At 47.1% G+C, this 13153-nt stretch carries 14 protein-coding genes; 9 read left to right on the top strand and 5 right to left on the bottom strand.

The window, feature by feature from the left end:
* Both ACTIE6_RS04290 and ACTIE6_RS04285 read left to right on the top strand, forming a co-directional pair.
* Positions 1-578 (top strand): Crp/Fnr family transcriptional regulator (locus tag ACTIE6_RS04290; RefSeq protein WP_439555453.1); only part of this gene is annotated, 578 nt, incomplete at its 5' end.
* Between the two features lie 146 nt (positions 579-724).
* Positions 725-1189 (top strand): ferritin-like domain-containing protein, encoded by a 465-nt coding sequence (locus ACTIE6_RS04285; protein WP_439555452.1) that lies wholly within the window; start codon positions 725-727, stop codon positions 1187-1189.
* Positions 1190-1279: 90 nt separating this feature from the next.
* Here ACTIE6_RS04285 and ACTIE6_RS04280 read toward each other — a convergent pair whose 3' ends face one another.
* From ACTIE6_RS04280 to ACTIE6_RS04270, 3 genes are read right to left on the bottom strand one after another with little or no spacing between them, the layout of a single operon-like run.
* Entirely contained in the window at positions 1280-1528 is a 249-nt protein-coding gene (locus ACTIE6_RS04280; protein ID WP_439555451.1) for a hypothetical protein, read from the bottom strand.
* Positions 1529-1547: 19 nt separating this feature from the next.
* Positions 1548-2042: a CinA family protein gene (locus tag ACTIE6_RS04275; protein WP_439555450.1), complete on the bottom strand. Its 495-nt coding sequence runs from the start codon at positions 2040-2042 to the stop codon at positions 1548-1550.
* Positions 2043-2065: 23 nt separating this feature from the next.
* Entirely contained in the window at positions 2066-3703 is a 1638-nt protein-coding gene (locus tag ACTIE6_RS04270; RefSeq protein WP_439555449.1) for an alpha-amylase family glycosyl hydrolase, read from the bottom strand.
* A 191-nt stretch (positions 3704-3894) separates the two neighbouring features.
* Between ACTIE6_RS04270 and treZ the strand changes: the two genes are divergently transcribed.
* From treZ to ACTIE6_RS04245, 5 genes are all read left to right on the top strand, one after another.
* The gene (gene treZ, locus ACTIE6_RS04265) at positions 3895-5751 is read left to right on the top strand and encodes a malto-oligosyltrehalose trehalohydrolase (RefSeq protein ID WP_439555448.1); all 1857 of its coding nucleotides are present in this window, start codon (positions 3895-3897) and stop codon (positions 5749-5751) included.
* Positions 5752-5795: 44 nt separating this feature from the next.
* Positions 5796-6344: an MBL fold metallo-hydrolase gene (locus ACTIE6_RS04260; protein WP_439555447.1), complete on the top strand. Its 549-nt coding sequence runs from the start codon at positions 5796-5798 to the stop codon at positions 6342-6344.
* A gap of 42 nt (positions 6345-6386) precedes the next feature.
* Entirely contained in the window at positions 6387-6764 is a 378-nt protein-coding gene (locus ACTIE6_RS04255) for a hypothetical protein (protein WP_439555446.1), read from the top strand.
* Between the two features lie 212 nt (positions 6765-6976).
* The gene (locus ACTIE6_RS04250) at positions 6977-7459 is read left to right on the top strand and encodes a response regulator (RefSeq protein WP_439555445.1); all 483 of its coding nucleotides are present in this window, start codon (positions 6977-6979) and stop codon (positions 7457-7459) included.
* Positions 7460-7651: 192 nt separating this feature from the next.
* The gene (locus ACTIE6_RS04245) at positions 7652-8023 is read left to right on the top strand and encodes a hypothetical protein (protein WP_439555444.1); all 372 of its coding nucleotides are present in this window, start codon (positions 7652-7654) and stop codon (positions 8021-8023) included.
* A gap of 245 nt (positions 8024-8268) precedes the next feature.
* On the opposite strand, the gene ligD is transcribed toward ACTIE6_RS04245, so the two are convergent.
* On the bottom strand, positions 8269-10989 hold the full coding sequence (gene ligD / locus ACTIE6_RS04240; protein WP_439555443.1) for a DNA ligase D: 2721 nt from the start codon (positions 10987-10989) through the stop codon (positions 8269-8271).
* Positions 10990-11017: 28 nt separating this feature from the next.
* Positions 11018-11767 (bottom strand): DUF72 domain-containing protein, encoded by a 750-nt coding sequence (locus tag ACTIE6_RS04235; protein WP_439555442.1) that lies wholly within the window; start codon positions 11765-11767, stop codon positions 11018-11020.
* A 113-nt stretch (positions 11768-11880) separates the two neighbouring features.
* On the opposite strand from ACTIE6_RS04235, the gene ACTIE6_RS04230 reads away from it, so the two are divergent.
* Positions 11881-12240 (top strand): hypothetical protein, encoded by a 360-nt coding sequence (locus ACTIE6_RS04230; protein WP_439555441.1) that lies wholly within the window; start codon positions 11881-11883, stop codon positions 12238-12240.
* Between the two features lie 114 nt (positions 12241-12354).
* The coding region (locus ACTIE6_RS04225; protein WP_439555440.1) for a Crp/Fnr family transcriptional regulator at positions 12355-13153 on the top strand (799 nt) is incomplete at its 3' end.

Here is a 13153-nt window from a genome sequence, read left to right as displayed (position 1 = left end):
TGTTTGAACAAATCAATCAATATGCATTGCGGTGCATGCAGTTTTCGCCCGCAGACCTCGAACTGTTTGACTCACTTCTTCAACATAAAAAATTCCCGAAGAAAACCTTTTTATTGCTGGAAGGTGAGGTTTGCCAGTTTGAAGCATTCATCCTCAAAGGCTGCATCCGGACTTATTATATTGACAGTACAGGCGCGGAAGTAACACTGCAGTTTGCGATTGAAGACTGGTGGGTAAGTGATATTACCAGCTTTCAGAACCAAACACCGAGCCACATGTATATAGAAACGCTGGAAGATTGCGAGGTGCTGCTTTTGACCCCAGAGAACAAGGAGAAGCTGCTTGCCAGCGTGCCTGGTTTTGAGCGCATGTTCAGATTAATGGTACAGCGCAACCTGGCGCAAACGCAGGAGCGGCTTTTTCGGACCATATCCACCAGCGCGGTAGAAAAGTACCTGGATTTTCTGAACCGTTACCCCACCATTCCCCAACGTGTTGCCCAGCACTATATCGCCTCTTACCTGGGCTTTTCACCGGAATTTCTGAGTAAAGTACGCCGTAAGCTGAGTGCCCAGTAGCTGCCTGTTCATATTGGTAACACCTTTTGCATATATACGGCGCAAAAAGCTCCACAAAGACGCGCTGAAATATCCTTGTAAGCTGCTTTATGGCAATGGAATGATTGTTTCGGTTCCTCCAAGCAGAACCAAATATGAAAATTGTCATGGCACAAAATTCAGAAATTGTAGAGGTACTCAACGACTTGATTCTGATCAACAACGATCGCATTGAAGGATATAGAAAAGCATCAGATGAAACAAATGCTTCTGATGCAGATCTGAAAACTTTATTCAGCAATCTGGCAGAGCATAGCAGACAGCATGTTGCTGAGCTTACGACCGAGGTGAATTCACTAGGCGGAGAACCCGCAACCGGTACGATGCTTTCAGGAAAGATATACCGCGCCTGGATGGATGTTAAGGCAGTATTCAGCAGTAAAGACAGACAAACCGCTCTTGAAAATTCAGAGTTTGGAGAAGACGCTGCACAGAAAGCCTACGAGGCAGCATTGAAATCAGATACACTTACACCAGAATTACACGCTATCGTTACAAGACAAAAAGCAACTTTGAAAAGCGGCCACGACACAGTTAAAAGATTGCGGGACGCCGAGAATGTGCTTCATTGACATTATACTTCATCAACAAATAAGGATGAGAAAAGCCGGCTAAATGCCGGCTTTCTTGCGTTTAGGATGCTAATCAAATTTAGTTCTTGTTCAAGCTTTTCCCTTATTGTCCCAATGATCCTTGATCAGCTTACCAGCCTGATCTTTCACCATGGCTCTTGAAAACCTATCGCCCTTAATGCGGCCTTGTTCGTCAAGATTTCCGATAAACAGCATCACAGGATTTCCTTCATCGTCAGTCTTAAATGCGAGATCGTACCGGCCGAACTTTTGGTTGACCATCGTTTCAGGCGCATATTTCTTGTTCAGTTGCTTTAATAATTTGTCGCCGATTTTCATGTTAATGCATTTAGGCTGCTTACTCTCCGGCTTGTGTACGTGGGATTTCCTGCAAAATCAATCGCGCTACCATATCAATGCATTGCAGCATGATCTCTTCGGGACTTCCTTTAAAAACTTCCCGCGCCGCAACGGACTTGTCTTTGAAATAAGCATGAACAAACATGGTACCAACCGGTTTTTCAGGTGATTCGCTGCCGCCGGGACAAGTAAGTCCGGTGACGCCGATGTGAACGTCAGCAGGGATAAATGATTGCAGCCGGTTTGCCAGTTCCTGCGTCACTTCCGCACTTTCGGGTGTGAACTTTTGGATCATATCCGAAGGAACATGCAGGATGGTTTGTTTTAGAAGTGCATCGTAACATACAAGCCCACCTTTCAGGATGGTACCAGACTCGGCGCATAGGGAGAACTCTGCGGCTAATCTCCCGGCGGTGGCACTTTCGGCGAAAGCCACTGACAGCTTCTGAGCTGCCAGTGCTTTGCCACATTCAATAACTATTTGTGAAGGCATATTTAAAAAGATATAAGTGAAAATCAATAGAGCCTGATCAGCAGACCTTCGTCACCGGCGAGGGTAATGATGTCTTCCACCTGCATTCCCACGCGCTCGGTCTCGGTTCCAAGTACGATGGTACCTTTGTAGCTGGCGTTATTTCGTGGTTTGAAGTAGCAGGGCCGGTGGCTGAGGTTGAGTATGATAAGGAATTTTTCGTCCCCGAACTCCCGTGTGTAGGAAATCAACTGCTGGTCAGAATAAACCGGGCTGTAAGCACCAATATTCAATGCCGCGGATTCTTTCCGAAGCGCGATCAGCTTCCGGTAAAAGGCCAGCATAGAGTAAGGATTGCTTTTCTGGGTTTCCACATTCACCCTACCTGAGTTATAGGGCAGCCGGAGCCAGGGTTTGTTTTGTGAAAAACCGCTGTTGATCTCGCTGCTCCATTGCATTGGGGTACGGGATGGATCGCGGCTTACATTCAGGTCTGGCATGTTCAGTCCCTGCGGGTCTACGATCTCGTTAATAGGGATTGCAACATCCCGCATGCCAATTTCATCCCCATAATAAATAGTTGGAGTACCCCGTAAGGTCAGCAGCATTAATGCAGCGATCTTGGCTTGCGACCGGCCAATGCGGCTCGAAATCCGTGGCTTGTCGTGATTACTCAAAACCCAGTTGGGCCAGCCCTGAACAGGTAATGCACCTTCGTACTCGTCAATAGCGGCGGCGATCCTGGCTGAATCCCACGGTAGTGTGAGAAGCTGGAAGTTAAAAGGTAAATGTGCGCCTTTATTGTCCAGACCGTAGTACGTAACCAGTTTCTGGATCGGCAGGTATATTTCCCCGATCAGAACGCGGTCATCATACTGGTCGGTGAGATCGCGCATCATCCTTACAATATCGTGTACCTCCGGCTGATCAGTTGAGTATACCGGGTTATAATGATCATAGATCAGATCGTCGGCATTGTAGATCGAATCTGGCGAAGGCGGATTGTCGCGCAGCTGTTCATCCTTGATCATGTGCCACATGACGTCCACACGGAAACCATCAATTCCTTTGTCCAGCCAGAACCGCATTACGTCCAGCATAGCTTGCTGTACCTCCGGGTTCCGCCAGTTCAAATCGGGCTGTTCTTTCAGAAATGCGTGGTAATAGTATTGCTGGGTTTGTTCGTCCCATTCCCATGCGTGACCTCCGAAAACACTCAGCCAATTATTCGGCAGCGCACCATTTTCGCCTCCATCGTGCCAGATATACCAGTCTCGCTTCGGGTTGTCTTTCGAAGAGCGGCTTTCCAGGAACCAGGGATGTTGGTCAGAAGTATGGTTTGGAACCAGGTCAAGCAGCAGTTTCATGCCGCGGTTGTGGGTTTCGTGCAGCAGTTCATCGAAATCTTCCATTGTACCGAAAAGCGGATGAATGCCACGGTAGTCGGAAATGTCATAGCCGAAGTCGGCCATGGGTGAGGGATATATGGGTGAAAGCCAAATACAGTCGACGCCCAGCCATTGCAGGTAATCCAGCCGGCTTGTAACTCCTTTTAAGTCACCTACACCGTCGCCGTTAGAGTCCTGAAAGGAGCGCGGATAGATTTGATAAATAACCCCGTGCTGCCACCACAGGTATTTGGTTTGATTAAGTGTTTCGGTCCTTGTTTGCTCTGTGGTCATAAGTAGTGGTGTTTATCAATAAATTTGATTTCTCGCGAGCACTCAAAAATCGCGCCTGCCTCGATTTGGCAATGCTTTTGCATAAGTATGTGCATTAGGGTTACACATAGCTGCTTCAATTTTAATGGCATAATTTTTAAGCAAACCGGACTTACCTTATTACGAAGTCTATTGAAAAAATCACCTTTTTTATGGAAAAAGCCGGCGCTTGGTACACAGAAACCGGAGTTCATTTCAGAGTGTGGGCGCCGGAAAGAAAGCGGATGCGCCTGCAACTTTTTGGCTCAGATGAAGAATTTCTTGAAATGCAGCCAGTTGGTGAGGGGTATTATGAATTGCATCTGGATAGGATTCCCGGCGGAACGAAATATAAGTTTATACCGGAAGGCGATACCGCGTTTCCCGATCCTGCCTCCCAGTTCCAGCCGGAAGGTGTTCATGGTTCGTCAGCGGTTGTGGATCATCAGAATTTTCAATGGAGTGACCAGTCCTGGAAAGGCCATGCATTTGACGAGCTGATTATCTACGAGCTACATATCGGGACATTTACCGCCGAGGGGACATTTTTGGCCGCTGCTGAAAAGCTCCCGGAACTTGCAGCCAGCGGTATCAATTCAATTGAGTTAATGCCCGTGTCGGAGTTTCCCGGAAATCGTAACTGGGGTTACGATGGCACTTACCCTTACTCAGTTCACAGCGGCTACGGTGGTCCCGATGGATTGAAGCACTTTGTCAATGCAGCGCACGAGAATGGAATCGCCGTAATCCTCGATGTCGTTTTCAATCACCTCGGCCCGGAAGGCAACTATCTGCACGAATTCGGTCCCTATTTTACAGAATGCTATGTGACGCCCTGGGGAAAGGCGATCAATATGGACGGGGAGTGGTCTGACGGTGTGCGGACATACTTCTCTGACCTGGTTCCATTCTGGTATGAAGAATATCACCTCGACGGACTTCGCCTGGATGCAATACATACCATTTACGACAAAGGCGCAGTACATTTCTGGGAGCTGGTGGAGCAAAAGTTGAAACAGGCCAGGCAGAGCAATGGGCGTACTTTCCACATGATCGCTGAAAGTGATCTGAATAGTCCGAAAGTCGTGAAAAGCACCGAGTATGGCGGATACGGGTTCAATGCGCAGTGGCTTGATGATTTTCACCACGCATTTTACGTCATGCTGGATCCGGCAGGAGCAGACCGTTACGTGGACTTCGGGAAAGTAGAGCAGGTAGCCAAAGCATTCACAGACGGTTTTGTGCATAGCGGCGAGTACGTGAAATTCCGCAAACGCAGGCACGGCGCTTCTTCGGTAGGACTTCCCGGTGACAGTTTCGTCGTGTTCAATCTCAACCACGATCAGGTCGGAAATCGCGTAGGAGGGGAGCGGCTTAGTGTACTGGTGGATTTTGAGCGACAAAAACTGGCAGCTGCAGCCATTATGCTTTCACCTTATGTACCCATGTTATTTATGGGTGAGGAGTATGGAGAAGACACCCCATTTTTCTATTTCGTAAGCCATACCGAAGAGGATTTGATCGAGAAAGTGGTGGAAGGTAGGGCGAGTGAGTTTGCTGAGTTTGGCTGGGACCAGCAGCCGCCAAATCCACAGGAAGAAGATACTTTTAAAAGATCGAAGATTCAGTGGGAAAAACGAAATACGGGCAAGTACCGCGTCATGCGGGAGTGGCATTCCACTTTGATAAAACTCCGGCAAACACATCCGGCGCTAAGAAACTTTAATAAAAATGATGTACGGGTTCACCTGCTGGGCCCGCAAGCGTTTGTGCTTATCCGTTTGAGCGCCGATCAGCAGTTGCAGCTTGGGTGTATATTCAACTTATCCGATAACACAGTTACCTGGACATTCCCCGAAGATAAGCCACAATGGACCATTCTGCTCGACTCAGCCGATATGCAGTGGGCAGAAGACGCAGATGCTGCATTGCAATATGATCGTCACGAACGAATGCAGGTTTCCTTCAAGGCCTCTGTAATTGGCGCGGGCGTGAAGGTACTGGAAGCCGCTGATCCTATTCAGGCATGATTTTAAATGTAGGAAGGCAAATTTTTGACTTAACTCTGCTTGATATGGAACAAAATGAGATTCAAAAAGACAAATCATACTTCCAGGTAGCGGAAGGGGTCTGGGGATTGACGGATATTTTTACCAATGTATATGTGATCAGAAATGACGCTGACAATTCCTGGGTTCTGATTGACGCGGGATTGAAGACAGGTTATGGGAAGATCAGAAAAATGGTTGGAGATCTGTTCGGAGAGAATGCACGGCCAAGTGCTATCTTGCTGACACACGGGCATTTCGATCATACCGGCTCGCTGAAAAAACTTGCCGAAGAATGGGATGTGCCGGTCTACGCGCATTATCTTGAACTTCCTTATTTGCAAGGCAAATCTGCCTACCCGCCACCAGATCCTTCTGCCGGCGGTGGCCTGATGACTTACTTCTCGGAATTTTACCCAAAACATTCTGCGGATGTGATCGACAGAGTGGAAGCCTTTCCGGGAATTGGTCACGATGTCCCAGGCTTACCGGAATGGAAATACATGCATACACCGGGACATTCCCCCGGTCACGTTAGCTTCTGGCGTGAAAAGGACAAGGTGCTCATTGCCTGAGATGCATTTGTTACCACTGCTGCGGAGTCAGCGTTCTCGGTGATGACCCAAAGCAAAATCATTTCGGGACCGCCCAAGTATTTCACCTGTAACTGGCTGGAAGCTGAAAGTTCCGTAGAAATGCTCGCATCCCTTATGCCGGAGGTAGTCGCAACCGGGCACGGAAAACCAATGAGCGGTAAGGAGATGCAACAGGAGCTGCTGGAACTTGCCTACTATTTCCAGGAGCTTGCTGTGCCGAAGAAAGGAAGATACGTGATGTCGCCTGCTATTACTGATAGTCAGGGAGTTGTTTCCCTGCCCAGGGAAGGTTCCAATCCTGTTGAGGTGTTTTTCACAATTAGTGCGGTAGCCGCAGTTACAGCTATCGGAATTGCATTGTACGCCAGGTTTAAAAATGATCGGAGCTTCCGGTTATAGCAGGCTTAGACTAGGCAACCCGCACCTGAAAAGCGTGCGGGTTTTTTGTTGCAAAATGTAACTGCTTTTCCGCATTCCCACTGTACCAATGGGTTAAATTCCGGGACTTCGTACACAGTTCTACCGGTAGCTAAATCGTGTATGTGTCTGGAATGATATTTGCACGATATAAGGCGCTAATTCATTAGAGCAGTAAAACCTGAACCAGATTTATGGAGAAAAAAGAAGTCTATCTAGTTGACGATTCAGCCGATCATCGCTTATTGGTACGCACTATTTTCAAGGAATTTCTACCAAACTACCACGTAAGATTTTTCCAGGGTGCGAGTGAGCTTTATCAGTTTATGATACTGCAATCGTCTCCGGAATATGCAGGAAGACGGCCTGGCCTGATCATCCTTGATTTAAAAATGCCCAATATCGACGGCTATGATCTGCTGAGATTACTGAGAAAAACGCCGGATAATCATGTAACCCGCTGGTCTACAATCCCGGTGATCATCCTGACGCATAGTTCCTCAGACGTAGATATCCAGAAGTGCTATGAAGCGGGAGCGAGTTCTTTTATGATCAAACCGGTCGAGTTTGAAGAATTACGCTTCCTGATCGAAACCATCTGCCACTACTGGCTGGACTATAATTTGCTACCTCAGGCAAAAACTCCGGAGACACGCCTGAAAGAGTCTGAAAACTAAAATTCGTGATCGGAATTCAAAGGGTCAAAATGCCGCATTTGCTCCTCAATACCTGGCAAAGGTGTGGGGAGCAAACGTTTTTGCCAGCGCATTGTGACCATTTGCTAACAACATCAGCCGTTCACTAACTGAAATGTTTTAATCGTGTGAGTTCACCCTTTAATTTGACCCAACTTATTAAAAAAAGAAGCTGTGGAAATCACTAACAGAGAATTCGGAGCAACAATTATACTGATTTGCATGATCGCTTACTGGGGCTATTCATCGATCAGAAAGCGGATCAGAGAGGAGAGAAAGAGGCGGATATTGAAAGAGGGAGTAGAGGCAAATGCAACTGTGCTGAACATTAAACCAACCGGTGAATACCTGAATAATCAACCAGAGTTTCAGGTGAAAGTTAAAATCAAACCCGAACAAGGAGAAGATTTCGTCGCAGAGATGACGGAAGTACTGTGCTATACCAAATATGATAAGATCAGACAGGGTGGACAAGTGCTTGTTAAATATGACCCTGAGTACTACGAGCGGGTAATTTTCCTGCAAGCTGCTGAGTCGCTCGCCTGATCACTTGGTGTATTTAAAAAATGGTAAGGATCAGGCGTAAATGGAATGATGGATTGGAGGAAGGGAGGAGTAAAAGTAAGTGTGTGTATAGGTTTAAATCATAGTGTGTGTTACCCACTTCATTAAGCTGTCACAAACAAAATAGTTAAGCGACTTCTTCACAAAGTTTGTTGAGTAACAGGCAAGATTCAGTTAACCAACGGTACCGGCCCAATAAAATTTATGGAACAGCCCTTACAACTAAGCTAGCCCGCCGCTTCTATTTTTGAGATTACGGCTTCCAGATCTATTCCCTTTCCCAAAACTGGTTTAAATAAGTCGCCTTCGCTACGTGCTCTTTCTACTGCATTCTTAATCGTGAAATCCCGCAGTTGCAGTCCTTCTTTTACTTCATCCCAATGCAGCGGCATGGACACTGTCGCACCAGGTTTCGGCCTCACTGAATAGGGTGCCGCCAATGTAGCTTTCGGCCTGTTTTGCAGGTAATCAATGTACAGTTTTCCCTTCCGGTTTTTGGTCATTCTTTCAATGCTCGTAAAGTCAGGCAGCTCCTGCTGAACCTGGCTCGCTACCCATTGTGCAAACATCTGGCATTGATCGTAGGTGTATTTTGCGGCTAGCGGAATGTAAATGTGCAGTCCGGTTGAGCCGGAAGTCTTGCAATAGCTCTCCACCTGAATGGAATCAAGCAGCTGTTTGATGGTCTGCGCTGTCAGGATAACCTGCTCAAAAGTATTGGTAGTATCGGGATCCAGATCGAGCAGGCACCAGTCGGGGTTATCCGGCGCCGCAGTGGTACTGTTCCAGGGATTTACATCAATGCACCCCAGGTTGACCGTATAAAGCAATGCGGCCTCATTATTACAGAGCATAAAATTCTTCTTCTCACCTTCTGTTTCATAGGGAAAAGTCTCTACCCAGTCGGGCACTTTGCCGGTCACATCTTTCTGGTAAAAACTCTTTCCGTTAATTCCATTTGGAAAACGGTTCAGCGAGAGTGGGCGGTTTTCAAGATACGGGAGAATGAATGGTGCAATCTGATAGTAGTAGTTGATCAGGTCGCGTTTCGTGTACTTTTCCTCCGGCCAGAAAACCTTTCCAAGATTAGAAAACTTAATCTCTTGCCCATTGACTTTTCTGACCTGCGTTTCATCTTTCGGGTTCAAAAGTGATTTTCGTCCCGCTTTTGCAGGCACTTTGATCACCTCAGGCTCGTCTTGTTTTTTCTGTGCAGGTTTCTCCTTTTTTGCAACCACGACTTCAGTAGGTTGCTGCACTTCTCTTACCACATCTTTGGCGGCTTTATCTTCCCGCATTCCCTCGAAAGAAGGATGCCTGAACACACCGTCAGAAGTGATCTCGGCGAAGCTTACCTCACAAACCAGCTCGGGTTTAAGCCAGGTAGCATTCGCTTTCGGCGGGTTTGGTCGGAAACGTGATGGTTTGTTGTAGTCAGGTGTATGTTCAAAAGGACTTTCCTTGGTGATCAGGGGCTTGAACATTGCCAGCATTTCGCGCTGTTGCTTGTCTTTGAAGCCGGTACCTACTTTGCCTACATATTGCAAAACGCCATTCTCGTAAGCTCCAAGCAGCAGTGAGCTGAAAGGTTTGGATGTACCCACATTCTGCGTATACCCTGCTACGATCACCTCCTGTCGCTTGTTGATCTTTATTTTAAGCCAGTCTTTGGTTCTTACTCCCGGCATGTAGGTGCTGTCCGATCTTTTGGCAATAATACCTTCCAATCCCATTCCTTTGGCTGCCTCGAAGAATGCAGCTCCCTCCGCTGCAATGCTGTAACCCAGCTTTGCGGGACTATCGTCGTCTATAAGATTTTGTAAAATGGCCTTTCTTTCCGAAAGCGGCAATCCGGTAAGATCCTTGCCATCGAGCCAGAGTATATCAAAAACGTAGTATACCAATTGCCCGTCCGCTTCGCTGCGCCAGTTTTGCAGCGCATTGAAATCCGATTGTCCGTTATCCTTGATCACTACGATTTCCCCGTCAAGTACCGCATTCAGCTTCCACGATTTGAGCGCGTCGTAAACGGGGTAGAACTTCTCATTAAAGGATTTCTTGTTTCTCGATTTGATCTCAACTTCTCCTTTGTTAAGGTAAGCCACCGCGCGGTATCCGTCCCATTTAACCTCATATTCCCAGCCCGGATCATCAAAAGGCTCGTCCACGAGTGTCGCCAGCATCGGAATCAGTGTTTCAGGAAACGGGGCTTTCGGCGCTTTCTTTAAGATGTCTGCTGTTTTTTTTTTAGCCTGAGTTTTGGATGGTCCCTCTGCCTGCTCTTCAAGAACCTCGTTGGCACCGGCTGTGCTTTTGGCCGGCTTTCCGGTTTTTTTCGTCTTATCTTCCTCCTGCTCACCGTACACTTCGTGATCCGGATTTTCTTCTATTCCTTTCAGTGTTTTTCGTGAAATCACCGAGCGGTCTTTTTTAGTAATATCTTCTTCACTGGCAAATTTGTCGCGGTGCTTGATCAGCAGCCACGAATTTTCTTCCATGTGGGTTTTTACCAATGCAAATTCCCCATTCAGCTTCTTACCTTTTAACCTGATTTTCAAAGAGCCCGACTTCAATTCTTTCAGGAGCATTTTCTCCATCTCTTTTTTGGATTCGGCTTTTTCAAGAGGTTCATACGTGCCGAAGTCCCACACCATCACGGTACCTGCGCCGTAATTACCTTCGGGGATGATACCTTCAAAATCCTTGTAATCGTAAGGGTGGTCCTCAACCATCATCGCAAGCCGCTTTACCGACGGATCGGTGGAAGGTCCTTTTGGTACCGCCCAGCTTTTCAGTACCCCGTCCATTTCCAGTCGGAAATCGTAATGCAGGCGGGAAGCGTCGTGTTTCTGGATCACAAAAATGAGTTCGTCAGACTTTGCCTTGCCACCTTTTGGCTCGGGCGTTTCGTCAAACTTCCTTTTCTCATTGTACTTGGATAAGCTCATGATTATTCAGGTTTTTAGATTAAAGCATTCAGGAAAGCTCATTCACGCAGCTTTGAAGCATTGCGGCATTTCTAAGCGCGTGACCATTGACATCATTGTTGAAAAATGCCCAAATATTGTGCCCCTTGTTTTTCCATTCTACCAGCTTCTCTGCATAGTCACGGAGCATCTGCTCAGGGTAGGAGGAGCTGTATAGCTGGCGCGGACCGTGAAAACGGATGAAAATATCCCGGGCTGTCAGCTCTTCATAGTAAGGGTACCTGTCAGACTGCGCGATTACAAGGGTAATCTTGTGCCGCCGCATCAAACGTATACTTTCCTCCGAAAACCAGGATTCGTGCCGCACTTCGATCGCGAAGCGATAGTCGCTGTATTCCTGCGACAGTAGCTCGTACAAATGGGTAACTACCTCTTCATCAAACCTGACGGCAGCAGGAAGCTGGATCAGGATTGGTCCGAGGTTTGCTTTGAAGGGTTCAAAAATCTGGAAAAAATGCTGCAAAGGTTCCTCGGGATCATGCAGCTTTTTTAGGTGGCTGAGATACCTGCTCATTTTTGGACAAAACAGAAAACCTTCCGGAACGGTATCGATCCACTTCTTCACCGTGCTTTTTAGCGGGAGTCTGTAAAAGCTGCTATTAAGCTCGGAAACACGGAAATGGGTAGCGTAAAATGAAAGATAATCTCCCGATCTAACTTCCGGGGGATAAAAGATGTTGGCCCAGTGCTTGTAGCTCCAACCGGACGTACCAATGTGAATGTTAGTTTCGTACTGCATCTTTCTCACGTTCAACACCGCACGCTATTTCAATAATCATACCTTCGTCTCACACATTGCAGGAATAATTTTTGAGCTTAGTTGCTTCAAGGTGTACTTATAAAAACTGAATTATGAGCGTGATAGACATTCTTGGAGAACAGGAAGATACCTTGGGGACTGCTGAGGATTTGAGAGAAGAAATTGTTTTGGAATCATTACAACCCGAGCTTTCCGGTAGTTTGGTGAAGATCGAATTTGAAACTTCTATTGGTTTGTGCAGGGGTTATTATCATGTGAGTGAGCTGGGGCACGAGGAGATCAATCTTGAAGAAGAATCACTTAACCTGCTGCAAAAGCTTTTTCCAGGTTGCAATGGCGCATTTGTGCATCAGACTAACCGGGATTGGGTGGAGCTGAGTATTGTTGAGGTCATACAGGGAATTCCGGAATATAAGATCTATAACCGCATTGTGACGCCGGGAGCAGCCTGAGGCAGGTGAGATTGATTTTACCGGCCTTTTCAGCAGGTTCAACCTGATATTTTTCTGTCAAATCCTGATTAATATCGTAATTAGGGCTGATAACCAAGACAACGTGTTCCTTTTATGAAAAATATCAGTGTTCAGGACTTGAAGGCTATCCCTGTCTTCGCAGATGTTCCTGAGGATCAGCTGCAATGGATGATCGATAAGAGCAACCACTACGAGTTGCAGGAGGGTGAATATCTTGGCAAACCGGAGGAGCCGCTCAATGGTACGCACATTCTCTTTTCGGGCCGGGTAGAGCTTTACCGCATTCAAAATAACTCCAAACATACAATTGCAGAATTGCTCCCGGGTACTGTGACGGGTATTCTGCCATTTTCCCGCGGCAAAGTAGGAGTTGCATTTGCACAATGCCTGGAAGTAACCCAGGTGATGACCTTCCCGAAAGAGCTGCTGCACGAGCTGATTGTCAATAATTATGAGCTGACCCAGGCACTGGTGGTGGTGATGACTTCCCGCGTGAGGGAGTTTACAGAGCTCGAACAGCAGAATGAAAAAATGATGGCTTTGGGGAAATTGTCGGCAGGACTGGCGCATGAACTGAACAACCCGGCTGCGGCTATTGTGCGCGGCTCGGTCTCATTGAAAAAACATTTGCTGATGCAGCCTGGCGATTTCAAAAAGCTGATCTCCATTCATTTGTCTCCCGAGGAAGTGGACGTGATCAATAACAAAATGACCTCCATTCTCGGGAATACAAACCGGCCCGTACTTAGTATGATGAAAAGGTCGGAAAAGGAAGACGAAATCCTCGACTGGCTTGACGATAATAACATCGCCGGTTGCGAGGATATCGCAGATAACCTGGTGGAGTTCGGGATCAGCGAGGAGGATCTGGAAGATTTGAAAAGCAAGATCA

This window comes from Dyadobacter sp., assembly GCF_051859145.1.
GTDB lineage: Bacteria > Bacteroidota > Bacteroidia > Cytophagales > Spirosomataceae > Dyadobacter.
This window is presented reverse-complemented; position numbering and strand designations above follow the sequence as displayed.

What these genes read in the sequence shown, in the direction of transcription:
- ACTIE6_RS04285 (WP_439555452.1), top strand. Translation starts at nt 725, where the DNA reads ATGGCACAAAATTCAGAAATTGTAGAGGTACTCAACGACTTGATTCTG.
- ACTIE6_RS04280 (WP_439555451.1), bottom strand. Translation starts at nt 1,528, where the DNA reads ATGAAAATCGGCGACAAATTATTAAAGCAACTGAACAAGAAATATGCG.
- ACTIE6_RS04275 (WP_439555450.1), bottom strand. Translation starts at nt 2,042, where the DNA reads ATGCCTTCACAAATAGTTATTGAATGTGGCAAAGCACTGGCAGCTCAG.
- ACTIE6_RS04270 (WP_439555449.1), bottom strand. Translation starts at nt 3,703, where the DNA reads ATGACCACAGAGCAAACAAGGACCGAAACACTTAATCAAACCAAATAC.
- treZ (WP_439555448.1), top strand. Translation starts at nt 3,895, where the DNA reads ATGGAAAAAGCCGGCGCTTGGTACACAGAAACCGGAGTTCATTTCAGA.
- ACTIE6_RS04260 (WP_439555447.1), top strand. Translation starts at nt 5,796, where the DNA reads ATGGAACAAAATGAGATTCAAAAAGACAAATCATACTTCCAGGTAGCG.
- ACTIE6_RS04255 (WP_439555446.1), top strand. Translation starts at nt 6,387, where the DNA reads ATGACCCAAAGCAAAATCATTTCGGGACCGCCCAAGTATTTCACCTGT.
- ACTIE6_RS04250 (WP_439555445.1), top strand. Translation starts at nt 6,977, where the DNA reads ATGGAGAAAAAAGAAGTCTATCTAGTTGACGATTCAGCCGATCATCGC.
- ligD (WP_439555443.1), bottom strand. Translation starts at nt 10,989, where the DNA reads ATGAGCTTATCCAAGTACAATGAGAAAAGGAAGTTTGACGAAACGCCC.
- ACTIE6_RS04235 (WP_439555442.1), bottom strand. Translation starts at nt 11,767, where the DNA reads ATGCAGTACGAAACTAACATTCACATTGGTACGTCCGGTTGGAGCTAC.
- ACTIE6_RS04230 (WP_439555441.1), top strand. Translation starts at nt 11,881, where the DNA reads ATGAGCGTGATAGACATTCTTGGAGAACAGGAAGATACCTTGGGGACT.